Below are 25,306 nucleotides of genomic sequence, written 5' to 3'. Positions count from 1 at the left end.
ATTTTTTTTTAAATAAAATAACCCAAACTTTACCAATAAAATATTGAACAAAAAATCCTATTTCAAAACATTATTGGTAAAATTAAGAAGCGTATAAAAGTTTCTTGCTGGATAGCAGCGGCTTTCAGATTATAATACCCCTCCCCTCACAACGGTTGCAACTTGTCTTACATATCGCAATGATGTCATGTAAAAGGCTAAAAATAGAGTACATATTCTATAATCACCATTGCATAAATATCTTACACGCTTTATGCTTTTCCATGGGAGCAAAAGGAAGATGTCAATGTCATCTAAACTGACGCGTAACCAAACATTGGTTTTAAATACTTTAAAAAATGCAAAAGGGCCTTTAAGTGCTTATGCGATTCTCAATCACTTACGCGAAGAAGGTTTTCGCGCACCTCTCCAAGTTTATCGTGCGTTAGAAAAACTCGTACAGTTAAAGTGTATTCATCGTCTTGAAAGTGCAAATGCCTTTATGGTCTGTTTACACCCTGAAAACTGTCAACATGAACTTACAACGTTTATAATTTGCGAAAACTGTGGCACAGTCAACGAAATACAAAATCAAACGATTGTATCGAGTTTAAAACAGATGGTTCAAGCTGTTGACTTCCAAGCACATAAAAGCACCCTAGAAGTACGAGGGCTTTGTAAAAAATGCGCAATAAAATAAGACCGCTAACTTGAAAACAAGATCTCTAACTTGCAAGTTTATATATTTAGCATTATGTACCAAGGATCGCCTTATTGTTTGAAAAGCTCTTATCGTCCGTGCATGTATCACCCTACCCTAGAGTGAGAGGCTTATTATACTCGTTAGAACATAAATATTGAAAGTATAAAATCATGTCCGTATCTGAGACAATTTTTTCAACAAAAAATCTCGATAAAATGAAACGAAAAAAAGTAATCAAGGCTCTTCTTATCGTCTTTGCGCTTTTTGTACTTTGGTTTAGCTATAAGTGGACGACGCAATGGTGTTATATGCTGTCCACTGAAGATGCCTAAACTGTGGCACAGTCAACAAAATACAAAATCAAACGATTGTATCAAGTTTAAAACAGATGGTTCAAGCTGTTGACTTCCAAGCACATAAAAGCACCTTAGAAGTACGAGGGCTTTGTAAAAAATGCGCAATAAAATAAGACCGCTAACTTGAAAACAAGATCTCTAACTTGCAAGTTTATATATTTAGCATTATGTACCAAGGATCGCCTTATTGTTTGAAAAGCTCTTATCGTCCGTGCATGTATCACCCTACCCTAGAGTGAGAGGCTTATTATACTCGTTAGAACATAAATATTGAAAGTATAAAATCATGTCCGTATCTGAGACAATTTTTTCAACCAAAAATTTCAATAAAACGAAACGAAAAAAAGTAATCAAGGCTCTTCTTATTGTCTTTGCACTTTTTGTGCTTTGGTTTAGCTACAAATGGATAACGCAATGGCGTTATATGCTATCCACTGAAGATGCCTATGTGCAAGGAGATATAGCCGCTATTGCGACTAAATTAAATGGATATATTGAAAAAATTGCCATTAAAGCCAACCAAGTTGTAAAAAAGGACGATGTTTTATTTTACTTAGACAATGGTGATTATCAAATAGCCTTGGATCAAACAGAAGCGCATCTTGACACACAGAAAAAAACACTTCTACGCATTGATGCACAAATCACAGCCGCTCATAGTGCTTTAGATGATGCAAAAGCGCAAAAAGCAGCCGCTTCAGCCATAGCAACCAATGCACAACTCACCTTAAAACGTGTAACAGAACTGAAAGCCAATCGTTATGCCCCTCAATCTGATGTTGATGATGCCAAATCAGCTTATGAACAAGCTATCGCAAATGTTAACCGTGCAGATGCACAAATCGCTGCAGCACGCGCCAATATTCGAGTGCTAGAAGCACAACGAAGTGAAACAGAAAGCCAAACAAAGAGTTTAGAACTTTCGCGTGAAAAAGCACAACGTGACCTTGATTCAACCATTATACGCGCGCCATTTGATGGAATCATAGGAAATTTAACAGCAAAAACGGGAGATTTTGTTGTAAATGGCCAACGTCTTGCAGCATTAGTCCCCATCCATGCACTTTATATTGAAGCAAACTATAAAGAAACACAGTTGCAAAATATTCATGCGGGACAAAAGGCTTATATTTCTGTTGATGCCTTCAAAAAGGAGGGCTTTACAGGAACAGTGCTTTCTATTTCACCGGCAACAGGTGCTGTTTTTTCTCTTCTTCCTCCACAAAACGCTACCGGTAACTTTACAAAGATTGTCCAACGCATTCCTGTACGTATTTCTATTCCAGAAGAAGTCTTAAAGACCGGACATATCCGAGCAGGAATGAGTGTTTCAGTAGAAGTTGATACACGTACAAAACCACAAGATAAAAGTCTCTTATAATAACAAGCAAATGACCTCATTATTATGACATCTTCAATACCAAAGCCCATACAGTCTCAAGAGCGCATAGAAATCCGTAGCATTGTGATTTTCATAGTTATGGCCTTTGGCATGTTCATGGCCATTTTGGATATACAAATCGTTGCCTCCTCTTTAGCCGAAGTTCAAGCTGGTCTTTCTGCGAGCTCTGAAGAAATTTCATGGGTTCAAACCTCCTATCTCATCGCTGAAGTCATCATGTTGCCCCTTTCTGGATTCTTAGGAAGATTGCTTTCAACACGTGTTTTCTTCACCATATCAGCGATCGGGTTTACGATTACTTCTGTTCTTTGTGCAACAGCAACATCTATTGGAGAGATGATTATCTACCGTGCATTGCAAGGTTTTATTGGTGGAGGAATTATCCCAAGCGTTTTTGTCGCCTCTTATGTTCTTTTTCCTCCTTCCAAACGCCCAATTGTTACCCCTATTGTTGGACTAGTCGCAACATTAGCCCCCACTATTGGTCCAACGGTCGGAGGTTATCTTTGTCATATCTTATCATGGCACTGGCTTTTTCTCATTAATGTGCCTTTTGGGATTATTATTTCAATTCTCGCTTGGAAGTTGATTGATTTTGATAAAGCAAATCCATCTCTCATGGCTAAATTTGACTGGTTGGGGCTCATTTCTATGGCTGTTTTTCTAGGAACTTTAGAGTATGTACTAGAAGAAGGCGCACGTCATGATTGGCTGAATGATAGGCTGGTTCGGAATTTATTTATTATCATGATTCTTGCTGCCGCCTTGTTCTTCTGGCGTGCTTTTACAGCAAAAGAACCCATTGTAGATCTCTCTACTTTTTCTAATTTTAATTTTTCAGCTGCATCCATTTTTTCCTTTTCACTGGGTATAGGTCTTTATGGACTCACGTACCTTTATCCTGTCTATTTGAGCCAAATCCGCCATTACGATGCCCTTATGATTGGAGAAACATTGTTTCTTTCAGGATTCGTCATGTTATTAACGGCTCCCCTTGCAGGATTCCTTTCAGCACGAATGGATGCACGTGTAATGATGGCAATAGGACTTTTTGGTTTTGCAATAGGCACTTGGATGGCAAGCACTATCACAGATAAGTGGGATTTTTGGCAGCTTTTTTGGCCGCAAGTTTTCCGTGGTGCTTCTGTAATGTTATGTATGGTTCCTATTAATAATATTGCATTGGGAACACTCCCACCAGAACGAATGCAAAATGCTTCTGGACTCTTTAATCTCACACGGAATCTAGGTGGTGCTGTGGGACTTGCCATTATCAGCACGCTCATGACAAAACGCACGGACTTCCATTATGAACGAATAGCCGAAACCCTTAACCACGCAAACAGACAAGCAACTGAAATGCTTTCAAAGCTTATTTTATTATTCAAAACAGAAACCTTTGATTCCTATACCCTGGCTCTTTCTCAATTGTTTAATATGGTACGCATACAAGCAATGATTATGGCTTTTAGTGATATTTTCTTTATCATAACCATCATCTTTGGTGTTTTGACATTTATGACCATGTTTCTCAAAAAAATACCACCTCTCATGGATTCACCACCAAATCACTAAGCTTAATTACAATTGAGAAATATTTTTTATCCTTATCACTTTCCTCGCTTCCTATGCACTTTATCTTTTCTCAAGAGACAGTATAAATAAATACGTGATTCTAAATGATTCTTCTGATAAAAATTCTTTTCAATGCGGGCTCTTTACGCACTTTTAAAATAACCTCTCGCATACAAAAATTGTTTTAGATGATAGGTAAACAACGATCTTACCTAACGCGCTCCACACTATAAAGATAAAGCAGCTATTTCTATAAGATTTTTGATTTATCACCATAGGGCACAAACGATTAAAAGATTCTTTGCCCTTTACTCTTTTGAGTCTTACAAGAATATTCATAAAAGATTTATGATTCTTGTGATTTTTATTCACACACCTATTTCCCTTATAATGTGTAGAGCAACGTTTTTTGATTCTGAATGCAAAATTTTACATGAAAAAATCATTTTGTATTTGATCCTCTCATGCCAATTGCAAAACGATTTACCTTTATAGCAAAAAAGTAATGATATATTTTTTTTCAACAAAGCTGCTCATGTAATTTTATTTTTTTTACACTCTTTTAAAAAAGCTAGTATTTATAATTTTGATTCTACTGCTGCATATTTTTCTTTTTCAACAAGCGCTAAAATTGTATAAAATTTCTCAAAATATCTCTCTATTGAATCAATCAAAACCATTCCCTTGCACATAAAAAGCAAAGAAAAAAACTGTTTAAGAAAAAAGTAAAATATCCAACCGTTTCGATGCAAGATCTACCAACAATATTGGAAACTGGAAAACTGTATGATGATACTGGCTTTGAAAGAATACAAAACCACTCAAAAATCCGGTTCCTTTAATATTATAAAATAGGACGCTATTTCAAAAAATGAGCTTAAAATATATTCTTACTCACTGAACTGAAATCATCAAAAATAAGAAACCAGCCATATAATAAAATCGCAATACAACTCCCCAAAAACTTTGTACCGCTAAATACTTTGGCTCTAGCCAAAACAGTATGCTCTCCTCAATGCCAGCTGTTAAAAAACAAATAAACACTATCTTCAAGCCACTTTATGATGCTGAAAACGATTTGAAACTTCTCGTTCTCCACTAGGAACCAAAGTGCCATAACACCCAGAAAGATAATGTGGTATCAGTTCCAACGCTTGAAAGCGATGCTTTTCGTAAGGACCAGGCATTGCCAAATTTTCTGTTAAACTATTTGAAAAGCCAAAACGTTGATAAAATTCAAAATCCCCTACCAGCAAAATGGCGCCATATCCCAATTTTTTTGCTGTTTCAATTGCATGGCGGACTAAAATTGATCCTATTCCCATACCAGCACATTCAGATGCAACAGCCAAGGGGCCTAAAAGTAAAGCATGTTGTGTTTCATTTTTTCCTTTAGAAAAAGAAACATGCCAAAGACGGACACTTCCCACAAGCTCTCCAAGCACATTTTTAACCACAAAAGAGAGCCCTTGAGCAGCTAACCGTCCACGACGTAAAGCCTCTGATGATTTACGTTTACGTCCATACCCCATCGTTGAATCAAGCAAAATTTCTCGATAAGGCTTATCGGCTTCTTGCTCCAATAAAAGTGTAAAACATGCCCCATCTTTTGTTTGAAAGTTCATCATGTTCATCTCTATAACCGCCCTCTTATAGCGCCATGACGAGCATAGCAAAAAGTCTAAAAAAACTATAGTTAAAAGGAAACCTCAGATTACATATGATCGTAAAGGCTCAAAACCATTAAAAGCAACCGATGCGTAAGTTGTCGTGTAAGCACCCGTTCCATGAATCAATATTTCATCTCCTATCGTTAGGGATAGAGGAAGCGGATAAGGTGTTTTTTCATAGAGAACATCTGCCGAATCGCATGTTGGTCCAGCCAAAATACAAGGCTCCATTACCTTATCATCATGAGGTGTCTCAATAGGATAACGAATGGCTTCATCCATAGTCTCAGCGAGACCATTAAATTTTCCAATATCAAGATAAACCCATCGTACATTATCATTATCAGCTTTTTTAGATATTAGAACAACTTCTGTACGAATAACACCAGCATTGCCAACCATCGCACGTCCTGGCTCAATAATCGTCTCAGGGATACGATTACCAAAATGCTTTTTCAATGAATCAAAAACTGCTGTACCATAAGCTTGTTCTGTAGGGACATCTTTCAAATAACGGGTTGGAAAACCGCCGCCCATATTCACCAATTTCAGTGAAATGCCTTCTTGTTCCAAGCGCTTAAAAACTGTAGAAGCATCCGATAAAGCACGATCCCACGCACTCAAATCAACCTGCTGAGATCCAACATGAAAAGAAACACCATAGGCTTGCAAACCCAATTGGTGTGCGCGTCTTAGAACATCAACCGCCATTTCTGGAACGCAACCGAATTTGCGTGACAATGGCCACTCTGCACCTTTTCCATCGGTAAGAACACGGCAAAAAACACGCACTCCTGGAGCAACACGCGCAATTTTTTCCACTTCTTCCACACAATCAACGGCATAAAGTGAAACTCCCAATGCATATGCTCGTGCAATATCACGCTCTTTTTTAATCGTATTTCCAAAAGAAATACGCTCTGGCGTTGCACCTGCTTTTAAAGCCATTTCAATTTCTGCAACAGAAGCCGCATCAAAAGAAGATCCTAAAGAACTTAGCAAACGCAAGATTTCAGGAGCTGGATTTGCCTTTATTGCGTAAAAAATACGAGACTGCGGCAGAGCTTTTTCAAAATTTAAATAGTTGTCACGAACAACATCAAGGTCAACAATTAAGCATGGACCTTCAGAACGATGTGTTGCAAGAAAATCGCGAATACGTTGCGTTGCCATCTGCAATTCTCCTTGAGGGAAAGCTCCCCCACTCTATGCTTGGACAGCCAAAGCTGCCAAAAGCTAAAGGACAAAAAACACACAACAACTATCCCCATTCTGATTACAAAAAATCAGAAATTAGCATTGCATGCAGCGAAAGAACAGCGCGAAGCCGCGTTATTCTATTTTATCTGCCTTTTTGATTGGAGTTGAGAAAACCACTTCCGCACTGAAGGCAATGAGGTGTGCCTCTATAGTTATCCCAGCATTTAAAAACTGGAAGACACCAGAAAGGCCCGCACCGTCGTTGCTTCAAGATGTCCTCATTCTTGCAATTGGCTGTAAGAATGACTGGAGCGGTTAGTTCCAGGTACCGTACCGGTTAATCTCACCATTTGAGAACCAGCGGACACCCACAGGCACGTGCGACTTTGGGCAAGGCATCCTATAAAACGAATTCTTTCTCATTTCAATCATTTTTTTAATTTTAAACATTTTTTAATTCTTAAAGATAAAATGATGCGAAAAAACAACACTCTCCCCAGACAAAGCCATCCATCCGCTTTCATGAGATCACACCCCTTACATTATCCGTGCAACATAAATCACTGTCTTGCGTTTAAAGCCCCTTGTTTCTTGACCCTATTCTATCTCCTAATATCCGCAGCAGAAAATAACGCAAAATAAATTACTCAAGACATTAATTTATAATGATAATTTATTATTGTACCCTTAAACAAAAATTCCATTATAAAATCCTCTTATTTCAACCCTCTTACAATGAATCAATTAAAATCATTCTTTTGCGCATCAGAAATAAAAAACAATTGAAAAAAGGAGTACCTCTTATATATCCTCTCAAATGCAAAGATGACCAACATTGAAGACTGAGGATAGTAACGACTGAAGCACCATAGTCTTTAAAGATAACGTGTCCTTCCCCCAACAAAACACCATTATCTTTCTCATTTACATCCTAAAAACATCCCTGCTTCCACATTCATTTCACAGCATCGCTTAAGCAAAATATCATGAAGAAATCCCCGTATAATATAGCTTGTATGATATAGATCAACTACATCTCACCCTCTTTATACTTATGAAATTAAAAACAAACGCTCCCATTCTATCTGCCAACTTCCAATATTGCAGAAACTCGTACATTGAAATGTTTCATAACACCTTATCTAAAATGATTTTTGTCCACACGTTACTCCCATTTGCAACGTACAAGTGAATGAATTTTACGCGATTCGTTCTCATCTAATCTGAAAGCAACAAAGTTCACAATATTGAACTCTTTTATTCAAATGAATAATAAATTATCATTATAAATTAATGTATTATATTAAATTCTGAAATCATAAACTCCTATTATCATTTTATTTTTCCACCTAGCATCTGCTTTTTCATCTCCTCTTATTAATCACATCTTATTTATACGCTTTTATCTTAAACTATAATCTCCCTCCTCTGCGCTGTTGGTGAACGGCTTTTCTATTTTAAAATGAAAAGTATCTGAAAACTCAATCCTATAAAGTCAAGGAGAGCGAACAATCTATAATGATTATTTATAAGTCAAATAATTTAACATAAACAAAAAGACCGAATAATATCCGGTCTTATAAAATATTTTTCTACCAATATTAAAAAACTCTTCTCTCTTAAATTTAAGAGAAAAACGCTACAACTTAAAACTCTACACTACGATATCCTTATGTCCCTTGATGAGAATCAATTGCACGCAATTTCAACAATTGAAATTGCCTATGGCGCTCACGGAAGCGCTCTCTATCGGCTTCACTACGCGTGTTATAACAAGCATCACAGGAAACACCTTCCTCATAATGAGGCGATAATTTGCTTTCAGCATTAAGAGGAGAACGACACGCGCGACATAATTCGCGTCCACATTCTTCAAGACCATGTTGAACAGAAACACGCTCATCAAAAACAAAACACTCACCCCACCATAAACTTTTCTCTTTTGGAATTTTTTCTAAATATTTTAGAATACCTCCTTTTAGATGGTAGACTTGCTCATAACCAAGATCACGAACAAAAGCTGTTGATTTTTCACACCGAATACCACCTGTACAAAACATGGCAATTTTCTTTTTTTTCTTTAACTCAGCCTCATGTTTACGCACCCATTCAGGAAATTCGCGAAATGTTTTAATCTGCGGATCAATCGCTCCTTGAAAACTCCCTATCGCATATTCATAGTCATTCCGTGTATCGATTAAAATTGTCTCTTCATCTTGAATAAGAGCATTCCAATCTTCAGGATCGACATAAGTACCAACAACTTTTAGCGGATCAACCCCTTCAACCCCCATTGTCACAATCTCTTTTTTCAACCGCACTTTCATGCGATGAAAAGGCATTTTTGATGCCCATGAATATTTAATCTCCGGCGTTTGAAACGCTGGCTCAGCCGTAATAAAATCCACCAATGCCTCAATCGCATCACAAGAACCAGCAACTGTTCCATTAATGCCCTCTTGTGCTAAAAGCAGAGTGCCTTTGATATCCTTTGCTTGACATAAATCCTGCAAAGGTTTTTGTAATTGATGATAATGCTTCAAATCTGCAAAGCAATAAAGTGCAGCAACTTTAAAATTCTTTTCCATGTGTTTTGCCATAACGCGCGTTTCATTCAATTTCAAGATTTATTCATGTACTCTTTAACATATTGTGCTTAATCAAACGATACAAATAATATCATCTCCAAGAAGAAAAAATATCATGTGCCAAAAAAGAGAAAAGCTTTTATTATATCTCCAAGGACAAACTGTTATACCTGTTTTACTCATTGACAATCTACAAAGTGCTGTACCTTTAACACGCGCTCTTGTCAAAGGTGGATTAAAAACAATTGAGATCACCTTGCGAACACCAAATGCCCTCAAAGCAATTCAGAAAATCACACAAGAAGTCCCTGAAGCAATTGTTGGAGCCGGCACAATTCTCAACACAACACATTACGAAAAAGCCGAACAAGCTGGAGCCAAGTTTATTGTAAGCCCCGGATTATCCAATGAACTAATCAATTGTGCAAAAAATAGTGAAATTCCCCTTCTTCCCGGTGCAATGACCCCAAGTGAACTCATGCAAGCATTAAACAAAGGCTATTCATATCTTAAATTTTTCCCTGCTGAAGCTGCTGGGGGTATTTCCTTCATCGAAGCTTTAGCATCTCCCTTTTCTGATATCCGGTTTTGCCCAACAGGCGGTATTACACAAAAAAGTGCAACACAATGGCTCCAACTGCCCAATGTCTTCTGCGTTGGAGGTTCTTGGATAGCGCCCCAAAAACTCATTGCAATAAGTGATTGGGATTCGATTACTGCATTAGCATATACCGCATCACAACTTCACTCTCCCTCGAAAAAAGCTCTTTCTACAATATAATGTAATGTGCAAGAATATCAGTCCCTTCAACAAGACCAAAGCTTTCACACATCCTTGCGCAATCTTTTAACATCGTCATAAAACCATAAATCATCACCCGATCTTCATCAGGATGAATTTTGCGAGTTCTATTGTTTCAAAGCCGCTTGTTTCAAAAAAATCTCCACTTTCCATAACAGTCGTAATACGCCCCATATGCTCAGAAGGTTCACGAGTCGTCATAGGATAAAATCTCAACTGTTGTGCATACTCTCCAATGAGTGGATCTTATTGCAAAGAGGAAACAAGATCTTTTGCACAAATTAACCCATTCTTTTCGCACGTTATTTAAATAAGAACAACTTCTGAAAATTTTTCATAAATATCAGGCTCACGAATAAAGCTTGCAAAAAGAAAAAACCCCGTACCGGTTTGAAAGAAGATAAAGCATCAACTTTCCCACTCATTACTCCACAAAAGCGCGCTCTACAACATAAGTAGCAGGAGCATTATTGGCCCCTTCAACAAGACCAAAGCTTTCACACATCCTTGCGCAATCTTTTAACATAGCCATGGAACCACAAATCATCACCCGATCTTCATCAGGATGAATTTTAGGAAGGCCTGTTGTTTCAAAAAAGTCCCCACTTTCCATCACAGTTGTAATACGGCCCATATGCTCAGAAGCTTCACGAGTAGTCATAGGATAAAATCTCAACTGTTGTGCATACTCTCCAATGAGTGGATCTTGTTGCAAAGAGGAAACAAGATCTTTTGCATAAATTAACTCATTTTTTTCGCGCGTTGTTTGAATAAGGACAACTTCTGCAAATTTTTCATAAGTTTCAGGATCACGAATAAGGCTTGCAAAAGGAGCAATCCCCGTCCCAGTTGAAAGAAGATAAAGACGTTTTCCAGGAATAAGAGCATCAAGAACCAGCGTTCCTGTAGATTTTTTACGCATGAGAACTGTATCACCAATTTTAATTTTTTGGAGATGCTCGGTTAAAGGTCCCCCTGGAACTTTTATCGAAAAAAACTCAAGCTGTTCATCCCAAAAGGGACTTGCAATCGAATAAGCGCGATAAATCGGCTTTTCTGCATTTGGCAAACCGATCATAACAAACTCACCCGAACGAAAACGAAAACTTTCCGGACGATTCAGACGGAATTTAAATAACCGATCTGTATAGTGACAAACCTCTTGGACAGTAAGGGCGAACACATTCTCAGGAATCGGAAAATTTACAACGCTGCTGATGCTTGACGGAACATTGGTAGCAGACGTATTCATACTCTTCCCCATATCTTTATTGAACGTTAAATTTCGAATCCTTGACGTGATATAGTACTTGCACAACCATCTGCCAACAATTTTCTCAACACAAAAGCCTCAAGGTTAACACTTTTATGTCAAAATTAAATAAATGAGTCTAGTGTACTCTATAAGCGATAAAATTGATTTCACTTAAAACCAATCAAAGACTAGAAAGTAAATACTGGATACCCAATCCATCTTGAAAACAAATAATATCCAAATCAACGAGTTTTCTAAATCAACAGTTTTAATGTATCAAAAAGTGTTTACACACTGTTTTCCATTCAATAAAAATAATTTTAAGTGCATGAGACGACATCCAAAATTGCACAGATGAGTGATCTTCCCCCTCATGTTAGAAAACTTGTAATGCATTGACTTAACGTGGTTAATTTAATCATTTTACCTTCTCTACACAAGCAGCCAATGCAATATTTAATCACAAAAATCACACCAGCAACAATAGTCTAACATTGCACTCTTCAAAATGATACAATACAATAAACTATGCTTTCTTTTTTATATGCCTAAACGAGGGGAAATAAGTAAAAAAGTCTATGTTTTACAAATCATTAGAAGATACCATGTTGATAACAACACAAATAAAACTAAACTATCTCTTATATCCGGAGTACCATTTTACATAAAAAACGACTTTAATGGCAGCATAGGCTTCTTAATGATTTTGACCATAGCAAATAGTGTCTTTCCCCTATATCGTAAAGAACCTCAATGAAACAACCAAAAAAACTCCGTATTTCACGAACACAGATAAGCTTTTAAAATGAACAAATCCGTTAATGATGAAATAAATACATCACTCTATACAGCTGTAGCAACCATCGATGTCAGTGCCATTGTTGCCAATTATATTACTTTAGCCAAACGTGTAGCTCCAACACAATGTTCAGCAGTTGTAAAAGCAAATGCCTATGGATTAGGAGCTCACAAAATTGCTCCTGCCCTTTACCAAGCTGGTTGTCGCACTTTTTTTGTCGCCCAAATCAGAGAAGCACTCCAATTAAAAAGCATTTTACCATCAAATGTCACAATTGCCATTCTGAATGGACTTCCACACTTAGCAGAAGAGTTTGTCGCACAATCTGGTATTGTTCCTGTTCTAAACTCTTGGAATGCCATTGAAAATTGGCAAAAAATTTGTCAAAAAAAAGATAAAAAATTTCCAGCAATTGTTCAAATCGATACCCATATGAACCGATTAGGACTGGATCAAAAAGAATTACAAAAACTCATCAAACACCCTACAATTTTCGAAAAAGCAGAAATAAAATACATTCTTAGTCATCTTTCTAACGGAGAAGATGATACCCACCCATCAAATTATGCCCAATTGACTTCTTTCAAAACGATCCTTGCGCAATTGCCTGCTTGCAAAGTTTCCTTTGCCAATTCTGGAGGTATCTTTCTAGGATCAGATTTTTATTTTGATCTTGTTCGTCCAGGCATTGCACTTTACGGAGTTGATCCGCGGGGAAAACACCCATCACCTTTGAAACCTGTTTTAAAACTTGAAGCCCAAGTCATTCAAAGCCGCGTTGTTGATATAGGAGCACCTGTTGGTTATGCAGAAAGCTTTATAACCAACAGACCAAGCACTCTTGCAACCATTTCTATAGGCTACGCAGACGGCTGGCTCCGTACTCTTTCGAATAAAGGAACTGTTTATTTCAACGGGCACAAACTTCCCATGGTTGGGCGGGTTTCTATGGATTCCATTATTGTAGATACGACCGATCTTGAACAAAAACCTCAAACTGGTGACTGGGTAGAACTCATTGGTCCCCATCAAACACTTGAAAAAGTATCTATAGATGCCGATACCCTTCCCAATGAAATTCTAACATCTCTTGGCTCCCGCTATAAATACATTTACACATAAAAACTCTTTAAAAAAATAAATTGATAAAAATCATCATTTTAGAAAATTGAGGGGCTTTTACAAAAGATTTTACAACAATCAACCACATAGAATGGTCATAGATACCGTACATTCACAGAAATCTCAAAACAGACAAGTTGATGGACTGTTTTATGGAAGTAGCTTTCATCTAAAATACAAAAACTTAGCCTTTCCCCATAAATTGACAAAAAAGAATCTACTACAAAGTTTTTAAAATTAATTTCCCAATTAAAATCATTCGCTTGCATACCACAAGCTGGACTATGTGTAGATAAAAATGATTTAAGAAAAGAATAATGCCTCTTATGAACCATAGTGCCAAGAGCTATAACATTAGGCGCTGGCAAAGTGTATGGATAGTGCCGGCTTACTCCGTTATGAAGCGTAAAGATTGGGGGATCAATAGATTTACCCTTACACCATTCACAAGCGCCGTCGCGAAATGGGATAGGAGCGAAATGTCTCTTTAAAACAAACACGTGAATTAACAACTCAAGTATATTCTTTTTGGAGCGTTCTGTTTTACATGAAGGTCATTCCCCTACTAAAAAACACAATAAATAAAAGTATGGAGCAATGTGTAATCCCCATTATTAAAAAAAATATTGCTTTAAATGCTTTTGAAAGCCGCAAAACTGAATTAAGAGGAGATGACAAACTGAGGATTGATTTTCACCTTACGGCTTTACATGTTCCCAAATGAGATTGTCTTCCAGTTTCAAAGGTTACGTCAACAGAAATACACAATCCCCCCGCCCTCATCAGACAGACAGCAGGAACTACTCATAAAGCTCTTTTTTTCTCAATCTCTGACTCAAAACATGTCGCTGCGTTAAGTTTGGATGTTGATTTACAGGTAACAGCGAAAGAACACGGGCTCTTAGGAAAACAGCGCCGTAAAGTCACAAACTGACTTGCAATGAAGTGGAAAGATGTGCCGGCTTTTTATAAGATACCTTGTAAAAAACAACCATAATACATTTGGCTTTGCGTTTGCTCATTCTGACAGGTGTTCTTACATATTTTTGCGTCATATTTATAAAAAGCAGATTAAAGAGAAATATTTAGACAATTCTTGACTCGAAAAGATGCAACAACAGAGTTTCGCGTGTCTTTATCATCAAAAACACTAAAATTGATTTTATTCTTCTACAACCAGTCGTCGTCACCTTAGTGAGAAGTAGTATGTCACAACACATGCAACAGACGGGATCCTATCCTCATAGGTTTTCACTCTCGTTTACATGAATTAGCTAGCTAGACCGATGCCGACTAGTCACTAAAACCATGTCATACGGTAGAAAGCAAAGGAGAGCATGCCTATTGCCGACAAAATACAGCTTTTTGTCGACTTTTTCGATTTTGCTCATGTTATAAAAAACAATGCAAAATTCTAGAAAATAGACAAATAATTCCATAGTAACATGATCAACAAGTAAAAACCCACACAAAATGTGTGGGCTTTTTTGTTTATGCAAATAAACAAATTAAATACATATTTGTTATTTAATAGGTATTTCCCAATGGCGGACACGAACAAATGAGCATTCTGTCTCCCGCAACATTATCAATACGCGATACAGGAGGCCAATATTTATTGACTGGATCAAGAGAACTGTTAGGAAAAGCAGCTTCTTGTCGCGAATAGGGTCGTGCCCAAGCATCATCTAAAGTATCTGCCACTGTATGAGGGGCATTCACCAATGGATTATTGTCTTTTGGCCAAACCCCGCTACCAACTTTTTTCGCTTCTTCAGCAATAGAGAGTAAAGCATCACAAAAACGATCAATCTCTGCTTTTGGTTCTGATTCCGTTGGCTCAATCATCAAAGTTCCCGGAACAGGGAACGACATCGTGGGCGCATGAAATCCATAATCAATGAGACGTTTTGCAATATCATCAACACTCACCCCATACTGCTCTTTCAACACGCGTGTATCCACAATACATTCGTGCGCAACACGTCCATGCTTGCCCCGATAAAGAATGGAATAAGCGGCTGAAAGACGTGCAGCAATATAATTGGCATTTAAAATGGCTATTTGTGTTGCATATTTTAAGCCATCAGCCCCCATCATTCGAATATACATCCATGTAATTGCAAGAATAGACGCACTTCCATAAGGAGCAGCAGAAACCGCATGTGTTGTCCCATCCTGTTCATGACCTGGTAAGAATGGTTTGAGATGCGCAGCAACTCCAATTGGTCCCATACCAGGACCACCACCACCATGAGGAATAGCAAATGTTTTATGAAGATTCATATGACAAACATCAGCGCCAATATCCGCAGGACGAGCAAGCCCCACAAGGGCATTGAGATTAGCACCATCAAAATAAACTTGTCCGCCATTTTCATGAATAATAGAACAAATTTCCTTAATACTTTCCTCATAAACACCATGGGTTGAAGGATAAGTAATCATGAGAGCGGCCAATTTATCTTTATGCAATTGCGCTTTCATCTTGAGATCGTCTACATCAACATCACCATCGCTTAAACATTTTACCACAACGACTTCCATCCCTGCCATATGGGCCGAGGCTGGATTGGTACCATGCGCAGATGCAGGAATAAGACAAACTGTACGTTGATGTTTTCCCCGTGATTGGTAATATCGTCGGATAGCCAAAAGCCCAGCATATTCACCTTGAGCACCAGAATTTGGCTGAAAAGAAACTTGCGCAAATCCTGTAATTTCACACAACCACGCATTTAACTGGTTGATCATCTCCAAATAACCCGCTGCATCCTCTAGTGAAACAAAGGGATGTATATTGGCCATGCTAGCCCAACTTACAGGCATCAATTCAGCAGCTGCATTAAGCTTCATTGTACAAGAACCAAGAGGGATCATAGCGCGATCCAGCGCCAAATCCTTATCCGCTAAACGACGCAAAAAGCGCATCATATCTGTCTCTGAATGAACCGCATGAAAAAAAGGCTGAGAAAGAAAAGCAGCATCCCGTTTTTTTCCAAAGAGTCGTGGAGAAACCTGATCGCCTAATTTTGCCCCAAAAAGCTGCGCTAAAGCACCAGCATCTTCTTCTATTGATAATTCATCAAAATTGATTGCAATAGTGTCATCATCGAGAACACGAATAAGGCGCCCACCTATTTTGGCTTGATGCGCAATTTCTCGTGCTTTTCCCTTAACAGAAATACTCACACAATCAAAAAAGCTTTTCCCTTCAACATGAACCCCTGCGGCTTCTAAACCAGCAACAAAACGACATGTTAAATGATGAATTCGCTGCGCAATTTCTTGTAAGCCTTTTGGCCCATGCCAAACAGCATAAGCGGTTGCCATATTAGCCAACAAAGCCTGCGCTGTACAAATATTTGACGTCGCTTTATCGCGCCGAATATGTTGTTCACGTGTTTGCAAAGCTAAACGAAAACCAACGCGTCCTTTGGTATCCACGGATTGACCAACAATACGCCCTGGAATAAGACGCGTTAACGCATCACTCACGGCAAGGTAACCAGCATGTGGACCACCAAATCCCATCGGAACGCCATAACGCTGCATAGTGCCAACAACGATATCTGCCCCCCATTGAGCAGGTGGCTCCTGAAGAGTAAGCGCTAAAGGATCAGCTACAACGATAACTAAAGCTCCCTTTTCCTTTGCCTCTTTTATGATCTCACTGTAATCATGAAAAGAGCCTTTTGTATCTGGCCAAGACAAAACAATTGCCGCTGTATCAGAATCAATTTCGCCATTTTGGCTAATCTGAATCCCTTGTGTTTCAGCACGCGTTTGCGCAACACTCAAAGTCTGAGGATGTAAAAGACTCTGAAGAGAAATTTTTGTTTTTTTCTCACGGAAAAAGCGAACAGCAAGGGCATTGGCTTCAGCTAAAGCAGTTGCTTCATCAAGAAGGGAAGCAGCAGAAACAGGCAAACCTGTTAGTTCACTAACCAATGTCTGAAAATAAAATAAAAGCTCTAAACGACCTTGGCTAATTTCTGCTTGATAAGGCGTATAAGCAGTATACCAAGCAGGATTTTCAAACAGATTTCGTAAAATAACCGGAGGCACATAAGTTCCATGATATCCTTGCCCAATAAAACTTTTGTGCACATGGTTACGCTCCATCATCTTGGAGAGTTCTTCCAAGGCTTGTCCTTCACTAGCAGCCTCTGGAAGATTCAGTGAACGTCCCAAATGGATAGAGTGTGGAACAGCTTGAGAAATAAGTGTCTCAACACAATCAAGCTCTAAAACATCAAGCATTTTTTGTGTTTCATCAGGACGCAGCCCAATATGTCGAGAAGAAAAAGAACGCTCGATCATGGTACTCATCCAATCAAAGCCTTATAAGCATCTTTATCTAACAACCCCTCCAGTTGTGTCTCATCCTGCAATGTCATTTTCCATAACCAGCCTTCTGTTTCGGGTTTCTGGTTTACCAGTTCAGGATTATCAGCCAAGGCTTCATTTATTTCGACCACTTCACCATCAAGAGGAGCATAAACATCTGAAGCCGCCTTCACTGATTCCACAACAGCCGCCGCCTCTCCTTTGGAAAGTTTTGTTCCACTTTGTGGTAAATCAACAAAAACCAAATCCCCTAATTGCTCTTGCGCATAATGCGTAACCCCAACAGTCACCACCTGCCCTTCAACGCTAAGCCATTCATGGTCATGTGTAAAATAAGTTTTAGACATAAAAAATCATCCTTTAAAATAACGTTGTTCAACAAAGGGAAGAGAATGAACTGATAATACAATCTTTTTGCCTCGCAGTTCTGTAAAGACTTGTGTCCCTTCAACTTTAAAATCAACAGGAACGTAACCCATCGCGACAGGACCATCAAAAGAAGGACCAAAACCACCTGATGTTACAATGCCAATCTCATTACCTTGATCATCAAGAAGCACCGCACCGGCACGAATAGGTTGACGCGTTTGCGGTTTTAATCCAACACGACAACGAGCCGGTCCTTTTTGCAGTGCTTCAAGAAAAGCCTTCGCACCATAAAATTGTGCTTTTTCTCGAACACTTTTAGGAACAGCCCATATTAGAGCCGCATCAATAGGTGTCGTATCAGGGGTAATATCATTTCCATGCAAACACAGCCCCGCTTCCAACCGCAAGCTATCGCGTGCGGCAAGTCCAATCCACTCAACACGAGAATCACTCAGCAATTTTTCAGCCAACATATGCGCATGCCCTATAGGTAAAGCAATTTCAAAACCATCCTCTCCCGTATAACCAGAACGCGTTATAAACCAATCCTGTTGTGGTTCGAATCCTTGCATAAAGAACAATTCATTCCCTGGTAAATCGGCATCAGCAAGAACAGCTGCCGCTTCAGGACCTTGAAGCGCAAGCAATACCCTTTCAAGTGCAATCACTTGACATTCAAAATCAACCGCACGCTTTTCCAATTCTACAAAATCAGCCTGTGCATTCCCAGCATTGGCGACCAACATAAAACGACCCTCTTCCAAACGGGTAATGATAAGATCATCAAGAATACCAGCCTGCTCATTAAGCAAATAATTATACCGTGAATGCCCAATCTTTAAAGCTGCTGCATCAATGGGAAAAGCATAGGACAAAAATTCCACAGCTTGTGCCCCTTCAACCGCAATCAATTTCATATGAGAAATATCAAAAAGTCCTGCATGTGCACGCGTATGAAGATGCTCTTTTAAAACGCCAAGAGGATAAGTTAAAGGCATGTTCCAACCCGCAAAAGCACCAAATTTTGCTCCTGCTTTTTCATGCAAATCATATAAAGGAAGTGTTTTTAAAAAAGATGTTTCTTGTGCTGTGCCCATAATAACTCCAAAGCTGCGCTAACGCCCATAGAATATGGTCGTCTCTGCCCCCTCTGTCATCAACCTGAGAGACTCGCGAAAAAATTTTTCGCTTACACCTTCGGCGCGGGTTCTCCCGACTTTCCAGATCTGCCTTCTTCCTTTTACGGTCCTTAAAGCCTGAGAGATTATGGGCTATTTCCCCTTCGGCGGCAATGCGAAAATTTGCAATCTGCACTCTCCCGCAAAAGAATGAAAGAAACGATAACGCTCTTTCCAGCATATTTAAACCTATAGCCTATCTTCATCACACTGTCATTAGTAAAGTGATGAAAATGTTCTCATTTTAAAACTTGCATAAGCTGCTTCAAAAGATTTATAATATTATCCTTTTTTGAACCTTACAAAAATTGCAAGGAACACATTTTAGGAAATTTAAGACAAAAATCAAAAGCTATAAACAAAAATACCTCTTGAAAATCATGCAAAACGTCACACACTAAAAAGATCGCAAAGCAATATTCTTTCGCGCGCAGTTCAACCTTAAAGATAGGGTTTCATATTCTTTTTGAGAATAAGGACTTCAAATATTTTATAAGTATGATTTTAATGCACAAGAAGTAGGTTTTCTGCTTTCTCAATAGTGTCATAAATAGCGACTATTTACAGACTAAAACTACCGAACAAAGGTGACAAAATACTCATGAAAGCTGGTAATATCTCTTACAATTGCGAAAATGATCTTCCAAAACAAATTGCTCTTTTTCCTTTAGAAGGTGCACTCTTACTACCCGGTGGTTTTTTATCACTCAATATTTTTGAACCAGAATCACTTGAAATGATTGAAAATGTTATGGTAACTGATCGTCTATTGGGCATTATTCAACCACTTTCATCGGATACAGATCGCTTCTCTACACAACTTTATAAAACAGGCTGTATAGGGCGCATTACAAACTACAGTGAAACAGGAAACGGACAACTGTTCATTATCTTACAAGGTATTTGCCGCTTCACTTTAGAACAAGAATTGAAAAACACAAAATCCTATCGAACAGCTCTCATCCAATCAAACATAAAAGACTTGCAAGAATTTGATATTGAAGAAAGCATTAACCGAGAGAACTTACTCGACGTTGTAGAAAAATATCTAACCATACATGAAATGGAATATAATTGGAGCAGCATCATAGAAGCCCCTACACCTATATTGGTTAATGCTTTTTCAGCTCTTATCCCCTTTACACCAGCAGAAAAACAAGCTCTCCTTGAAGCTCCAGATATCGAAAGCCGTGCCCAAACTCTTCTTGCATTAACAGAACGCTCGCTCATGAAACAAACAGGAACAGATTACCGCTTAAACTAATGAATGTCCAAACATGAAAAAAATGACCACAGATCCAAAAATGCTCGAATTGCTCGTCTGCCCAATGACGAAAGGTACTCTCTCTTTCAACCGAAAAACACAAGAGCTCATTTCTCTCAAAGCCAAACTTGCCTACCCTATTCGTGATGGCGTTCCCATTATGCTTGCCTCAGAAGCGCGCCCTTTGCAAAACAATGAAGAAATAACGCATAAAAAATAAAAAATCCTCATGCAATTTCCCTCTACAAGCCCACTGTTATCAAGTCTCTATCAATATGATATCTCAATATTTACGATTTCTGAAAAAAGAGTTTTACAATGAAGATATCTATATCGCTTTACACCTTGTAACAAAAGCCAAAAATATCATCAGATTCTCTCATTCCAGCCTGTTCATACTGAAGCAATCAAAACCATTCGCTTGCACCACACAAGCATCTGAATAAAAATGGCTCTTATGAACTTCTTAAAAGCAAGAATTATAATAACATTTTGAACCAACTCAGGTAAATGAAATTTATTATATTAAACATAAAGATTGTTATATTTCATGGACTTTAATTTATACTATTTACGAACAACATATTTGAGATACCTCGATTTAAGATGAATAAAAACGACAAGTTATATCATCTTATGTATACCATATCGGGACAAGAATATTTATCTGTTTGCGTAATCTTTGAAACGGAGAAGCAACCTAATTTTTGGGGAAAAAAACATAAAATCGTAAAGGAGAAAATCACCCCATTACCTTACCATCACCCTTTAATTTCGCTTTACAATTTTTAAAAGTATCTAAAGTATCTCAAGCAATATTTTTTATGTATAATATACGCATTAATTACATGAAAACTTGAAAAAACAAACAAGAAACACTGTTGTAATTTCATATGTCCAAGTGCTTTCAGCACTAAAAGCAAGGGGCTGACTCGGTTTCAGCACTTCCAGACCCCGGAAACGCTTATTCCATAAAAATATAATAAATTCAGTGTGTTATATGCAATTATTTTATATGAATCCACTTAAGAATCCACACTTTTATGCATGATCCATTTGACCCTTTTTTATATAAGATTGCCATGTATGAATAGACCATAAAAAGCAAGTCATGATACAAATATTATAACGCATGTGTGCATTCAAATGAAATGAAAAGCAGATATCATTTATAACAGTTTATAAATTTTATGACACGTTTTTATCACAGCACAAATCACATTGTTTAAAAATTTAGTCGTTTGGAATTATCGATTATACGTTTAAAGAATGGTATGAGTTTTGCTCTTTTTTGAGCGAAACCTTCAATCGAATAATCGTTTGAAACTGTCATAAGCTTATAGGTTTAATTTATAAAGATTGCATAAAAGGATTTAAATACAAGATCACTTTTAAAGCGCTTTCTAAAAGTTTAGAAAATGATAGGTAATCAGCATAAATATAATATCATGACTCTAGAATGAAAATCACAATGTTATGTTTTATGAAAGAGAAAGCTTTTTAATGATATAACGCAAGCAAGAAAACTTCAAAACCATTGTAATCTCACATGGATTTTTACTCAATTTTGAGTCAAAAGCTGTAATGTTTAAAGAATGCTTTATTCTAAGATAATGTCTCCAAAAATGGACCGGCTAATATTTAAAGAAATTAGGTTTTATGAAAAGTACAAATACGCTTATGAAAACCTCTTTAAATGCACGTTTAAACGTTTGAAACATAAAATGAGATCTTCATAAGAAACGTTAAAACTTTTTTATTACAGTTATAACTTAGTTATCATTTGCTCTTAAGAACGTTTCATTTATGAAAAACGAAGATCTAGATTTCACAGCAGAGCAAAATCTTAAAAACCTTACACTTTATAAAAGCGTTTGTTTATTTATCTTATGAAAAGCTGCTTTGTAAAAACCAATGCTCGTAAATGTAAAAAACGTTTTGTTATAAGATATTCACTTAATATGCATGTTCTTTTGATTGGATTGTTAAAGCTACCGAGCGTTTATAGGCTCTCTTATTCAAATGAGTGATTAAAGATCATACGCACATTTACGTTTCTTTTGATAAGTTTTCATATCTCTCATAGAGCGCTTGCAATATGATACGTTTTGTATATATGCATTCATTACTCCATTGTGGATGATTCATTTTAATCATTAGAATAGACATTTGAAAGCCGCGTCATATCACTTGGCACGGCTTTTTTTATTTTACTCTCTCTTTTATGATATGTTTATAGCAATGCATTTTATATGCGTTTATAACCATAAAGAATGCACGCCCCCCATGTCTCTTTTTATTCTGTTTTATCAGTTATATTGACAACATTATCCCTTTCATAAACCTCACAATTTTTTGGAACCAACCTTACTTTGCTTTTTTTATTGATTTTTGCATTGCCATAAGCACGCCCCCAGATCGTTGCACAATATGAGATTTTAGCATTGCCATAAACAGAGCCATAAATCTCACAAGAGCCACTCACATAAGCATTCCCATAAACCTTGCCATAAATCTTTGCACGACCATTAATAACAGCATAATTATAAACTTTTGCATGGCTATAAATACAAGCCGAGCCAGAAACCTTGGCATGACCATAAACGCGTGCATAACTAAAAACCGTAGCATCATAAGAAACATGCGCATGATCATAAATATGAGCATCAGCAAGAATGCGGGCACTACCATTCACATGAGCATACCCATAAATATTGCCATAAACATGAGCATTGCCATAGACAAAAGCATGGTCATAAACTTTAGCATATTGAGAGATAAAAGCTTTTCCATAGACTTCAGCATTGCCATAAACTTGACCACAGACTTGCGAATAATGCCGTATTTTTGCATTTTCATACACTCTTGCATGACCGTAGGCACAAGCCTCATCATAGACCCAGCAATTGCCATCATGGGATAGGTTAACTTCCTTTTCAATAAAGCCGCCTAAAGACCCCGCCTTTATATCATCGAAATCTTTTAAAGCTTTAATGCGATAAAGGTTTATAATATTTCGAGTAAGAGCATGTTTGATTTTTTTGATTTCACTGGTTAATTCGTATTTTTTGCACATAGAGATACCCTCACAATTTAATGTGATAAACGTTTGCTAAAATTTGGAATGGGAAATTTAAAAGAGGGGCACCCTCGCCGCGCCCGTGCTTTCATTTACACTGCTTTAGATTAGACCCAGACAATCTCTAATTCACTATAAGGAGAGAGACGTTCAGTATAGGTTTTTATTTTAGTAAACCCGCCGACATTTTCACGAATAACAGCAATGCCATGAATATTGGCATTTTCATAAACATGCACGTTATTTGCTATACGAGCATTTTCATAAACCCTAGCATTGTCATAAACATAGGCATTATCATAAATAATATCCTTGCCATACACATGTGCATTACCATAAACATGGGAATTATCAGAAATAACAGCATTGCCATAAACATGGGCATTATCATAAACATAGCCAGCAATGATAGCATTGTCATAAACCCGCGCATGACCATAGATATGACCACAAGTGACAGCATTGCCAAAAACTCTTGCATTTTCATAAACGTGACCATTTTTAAACACAAGAGCCTCATCATACACCCAGCAATTGCCATCATGAGAGAGGTTATCTTCCTTTTCAATAAAGCCACCCAAGGCACCAGCCTTAACATCAGCAAAGTCTTTTAATGCTTTAATGCGATAAAGGGTATGATTATTAATTACACGCGTTTCATTTGTGAGTGCAAACTTTTTTTGCATAGCACAATTCCTTTATAGAGATTTAAATTTTTAAATGAGATGTTTAAAGGAGGGCGCCCCCGCCGCACCCGCGCGTGTCATTTACGCAGCATCACTTTCATATTCGCTGTCATTATCATCGTCATAATACCCTTCAAAATCAGCATAATACTCATGACGATAATAATCATCTTCGCTCCCAAACTCAGGATATGCATCATCACAGATATCTTCATTAGCTGTTAAAGAGGCATTGCTATGAATGTAAGAATTGCCTGAGACAAGAGCATCACAAATAACAGCATCATCAAAAACACGCGATTCATCACAGATATAAGCAGAGCCACTTATTTTTGCATTGCCTCCGACATGGGCATCATCACAAATGACAGCATTATCGGAAATATGAGCATGATCAGTGACACGGGCGTTATCATAAATTTGTGCATTGCCTTCAATTACAACGGCGTTGTTAGCATGCGCATTACCAGACAGCTTTGCATTGTCCTTTAATGTCATACCTTCAAAAATAGCATTCCCATAAATTTGAGCATTACCATAGACATCAACAAAAAAGCTTTTTACTTTAGCATTTCCAAAGACGCGTGCATTTTGAAAGACCCGAGCTTTATTATACACCCAGCAATTACCTTCATGAGATAAGTTGCTTTCATTTTCAATATACCCCCCTAAATCGCCTTTTTTGACATCATCAAAATCTCTTAAGGCTCTAATTCGAGTTAAGAAATGACCATCGATATATTCACAATCATCAATAAATTCATATTTTTTTGCAGGCTCTTGTTGATTAACAGACGTGGTTTCATTTGAAATATTAGAGATAACGGGGGTGTTTTTTGATATATTTTTCATAATTAAAACCTTACTGATTAAATGTTTGTTATTGGCATCTCTATAGAGGCGCCGGGTGCTAACAAACACGGCAGTAA

Annotated in this window: 17 protein-coding genes, 3 pseudogenes and 1 riboswitch; of the genes and pseudogenes, 9 read left to right on the top strand and 11 right to left on the bottom strand. The window is 37.6% G+C overall.

Going from position 1 to position 25,306, the window contains the following annotated elements; genetic code table 11:
* Nucleotides 1–286: 286 nt before the first annotated feature.
* The 5 genes and pseudogenes from ACFINW_RS07025 to ACFINW_RS07005 all read left to right on the top strand — a co-directional run bounded on the left by ACFINW_RS07025 (nucleotide 287) and on the right by ACFINW_RS07005 (nucleotide 4,015).
* Nucleotides 287–679, top strand: a complete 393-nt coding sequence (locus ACFINW_RS07025; RefSeq protein ID WP_375621615.1) for a Fur family transcriptional regulator — start codon at nucleotides 287–289, stop codon at nucleotides 677–679.
* A gap of 173 nt (nucleotides 680–852) precedes the next feature.
* Nucleotides 853–1,011 (top strand): annotated as a pseudogene (locus ACFINW_RS07020) (HlyD family secretion protein); the annotation flags it as partial.
* Nucleotides 1,008–1,151, top strand: a pseudogene (locus ACFINW_RS07015) (transcriptional repressor); the annotation flags it as partial. The pseudogenes ACFINW_RS07020 and ACFINW_RS07015, both read left to right, overlap by 4 nt.
* Nucleotides 1,152–1,324: 173 nt before the next feature.
* The gene (locus ACFINW_RS07010) at nucleotides 1,325–2,419 is read left to right on the top strand and encodes an HlyD family secretion protein (protein WP_375673993.1); all 1,095 of its coding nucleotides are present in this window, start codon (nucleotides 1,325–1,327) and stop codon (nucleotides 2,417–2,419) included.
* A 24-nt stretch (nucleotides 2,420–2,443) separates the two neighbouring features.
* Nucleotides 2,444–4,015 carry a DHA2 family efflux MFS transporter permease subunit gene (locus tag ACFINW_RS07005; RefSeq protein WP_375621613.1) on the top strand — a complete coding sequence of 524 codons (1,572 nt, stop codon included), beginning with the start codon at nucleotides 2,444–2,446 and terminating at the stop codon, nucleotides 4,013–4,015.
* Between the two features lie 1,049 nt (nucleotides 4,016–5,064).
* On the opposite strand, the gene ACFINW_RS07000 is transcribed toward ACFINW_RS07005, so the two are convergent.
* The 3 genes from ACFINW_RS07000 to ACFINW_RS06990 form a co-directional block, all read right to left on the bottom strand.
* Nucleotides 5,065–5,649: a GNAT family N-acetyltransferase gene (locus ACFINW_RS07000; RefSeq protein WP_375630327.1), complete on the bottom strand. Its 585-nt coding sequence runs from the start codon at nucleotides 5,647–5,649 to the stop codon at nucleotides 5,065–5,067.
* A 75-nt stretch (nucleotides 5,650–5,724) separates the two neighbouring features.
* Nucleotides 5,725–6,858, bottom strand: coding sequence for a type III PLP-dependent enzyme (locus ACFINW_RS06995; protein WP_375621611.1), 1,134 nt, complete (start codon nucleotides 6,856–6,858; stop codon nucleotides 5,725–5,727).
* A 1,697-nt stretch (nucleotides 6,859–8,555) separates the two neighbouring features.
* On the bottom strand, nucleotides 8,556–9,473 hold the full coding sequence (locus ACFINW_RS06990; RefSeq protein ID WP_375621610.1) for a rhodanese-related sulfurtransferase: 918 nt from the start codon (nucleotides 9,471–9,473) through the stop codon (nucleotides 8,556–8,558).
* Between the two features lie 115 nt (nucleotides 9,474–9,588).
* Between ACFINW_RS06990 and eda the strand changes: the two genes are divergently transcribed.
* Nucleotides 9,589–10,254 (top strand): bifunctional 4-hydroxy-2-oxoglutarate aldolase/2-dehydro-3-deoxy-phosphogluconate aldolase, encoded by a 666-nt coding sequence (gene eda, locus ACFINW_RS06985; RefSeq protein WP_375673992.1) that lies wholly within the window; start codon nucleotides 9,589–9,591, stop codon nucleotides 10,252–10,254.
* Here eda and ACFINW_RS06980 read toward each other — a convergent pair.
* Together ACFINW_RS06980 and ACFINW_RS06975 are read right to left on the bottom strand one after the other, a co-directional pair.
* Nucleotides 10,218–10,665 (bottom strand): annotated as a pseudogene (locus tag ACFINW_RS06980) (ferredoxin--NADP reductase); the annotation flags it as partial. The gene eda and the pseudogene ACFINW_RS06980 sit on opposite strands and share 37 nt — an antisense overlap.
* A gap of 34 nt (nucleotides 10,666–10,699) precedes the next feature.
* Entirely contained in the window at nucleotides 10,700–11,527 is an 828-nt protein-coding gene (locus ACFINW_RS06975) for a ferredoxin--NADP reductase (protein ID WP_375621608.1), read from the bottom strand.
* A gap of 808 nt (nucleotides 11,528–12,335) precedes the next feature.
* Between ACFINW_RS06975 and alr the strand changes: the two genes are divergently transcribed.
* Entirely contained in the window at nucleotides 12,336–13,451 is a 1,116-nt protein-coding gene (gene alr, locus ACFINW_RS06970; RefSeq protein WP_375612295.1) for an alanine racemase, read from the top strand.
* A 1,527-nt stretch (nucleotides 13,452–14,978) separates the two neighbouring features.
* On the opposite strand, the gene gcvP is transcribed toward alr, so the two are convergent.
* The 3 genes from gcvP to gcvT are packed head-to-tail and all read right to left on the bottom strand — an operon-like array spanning nucleotide 14,979 to nucleotide 19,267.
* Complete coding sequence (gcvP, locus tag ACFINW_RS06965) at nucleotides 14,979–17,774, bottom strand: aminomethyl-transferring glycine dehydrogenase (protein ID WP_375673994.1); 2,796 nt, start codon at nucleotides 17,772–17,774, stop codon at nucleotides 14,979–14,981.
* A 5-nt stretch (nucleotides 17,775–17,779) separates the two neighbouring features.
* On the bottom strand, nucleotides 17,780–18,148 hold the full coding sequence (gcvH, locus tag ACFINW_RS06960) for a glycine cleavage system protein GcvH (protein WP_375612294.1): 369 nt from the start codon (nucleotides 18,146–18,148) through the stop codon (nucleotides 17,780–17,782).
* Nucleotides 18,149–18,154: 6 nt separating this feature from the next.
* The gene (gcvT, locus tag ACFINW_RS06955) at nucleotides 18,155–19,267 is read right to left on the bottom strand and encodes a glycine cleavage system aminomethyltransferase GcvT (protein WP_375621605.1); all 1,113 of its coding nucleotides are present in this window, start codon (nucleotides 19,265–19,267) and stop codon (nucleotides 18,155–18,157) included.
* Nucleotides 19,268–19,403: 136 nt separating this feature from the next.
* Nucleotides 19,404–19,501: riboswitch (glycine riboswitch) on the bottom strand.
* Between the two features lie 448 nt (nucleotides 19,502–19,949).
* On the opposite strand from gcvT, the gene ACFINW_RS06950 reads away from it, so the two are divergent.
* Both ACFINW_RS06950 and ACFINW_RS06945 read left to right on the top strand, forming a co-directional pair.
* On the top strand, nucleotides 19,950–20,612 hold the full coding sequence (locus tag ACFINW_RS06950) for an LON peptidase substrate-binding domain-containing protein (protein ID WP_375621604.1): 663 nt from the start codon (nucleotides 19,950–19,952) through the stop codon (nucleotides 20,610–20,612).
* Nucleotides 20,613–20,625: 13 nt separating this feature from the next.
* Entirely contained in the window at nucleotides 20,626–20,832 is a 207-nt protein-coding gene (locus tag ACFINW_RS06945; RefSeq protein ID WP_273791466.1) for a Trm112 family protein, read from the top strand.
* Between the two features lie 2,076 nt (nucleotides 20,833–22,908).
* Here ACFINW_RS06945 and ACFINW_RS06940 read toward each other — a convergent pair.
* The 3 genes from ACFINW_RS06940 to ACFINW_RS06930 all read right to left on the bottom strand — a co-directional run bounded on the left by ACFINW_RS06940 (nucleotide 22,909) and on the right by ACFINW_RS06930 (nucleotide 25,229).
* Nucleotides 22,909–23,688, bottom strand: a complete 780-nt coding sequence (locus tag ACFINW_RS06940) for a hypothetical protein (protein ID WP_375673991.1) — start codon at nucleotides 23,686–23,688, stop codon at nucleotides 22,909–22,911.
* Nucleotides 23,689–23,798: 110 nt separating this feature from the next.
* A complete protein-coding gene (locus ACFINW_RS06935; RefSeq protein ID WP_375673989.1) occupies nucleotides 23,799–24,377 on the bottom strand; it encodes a hypothetical protein in 579 nt (192 codons plus the stop codon).
* 81 nt (nucleotides 24,378–24,458) lie between these two features.
* Nucleotides 24,459–25,229: a hypothetical protein gene (locus ACFINW_RS06930; RefSeq protein WP_375673988.1), complete on the bottom strand. Its 771-nt coding sequence runs from the start codon at nucleotides 25,227–25,229 to the stop codon at nucleotides 24,459–24,461.
* Between the last annotated feature and the right edge of the window lie 77 nt (nucleotides 25,230–25,306).

It is taken from the genome of Bartonella sp. AA18HLJMS, assembly GCF_042197245.1.
GTDB lineage: Bacteria > Pseudomonadota > Alphaproteobacteria > Rhizobiales > Rhizobiaceae > Bartonella.
Note: the sequence above shows the minus strand (reverse complement) of the source record. Positions and strands in the feature narration are given on the sequence as shown.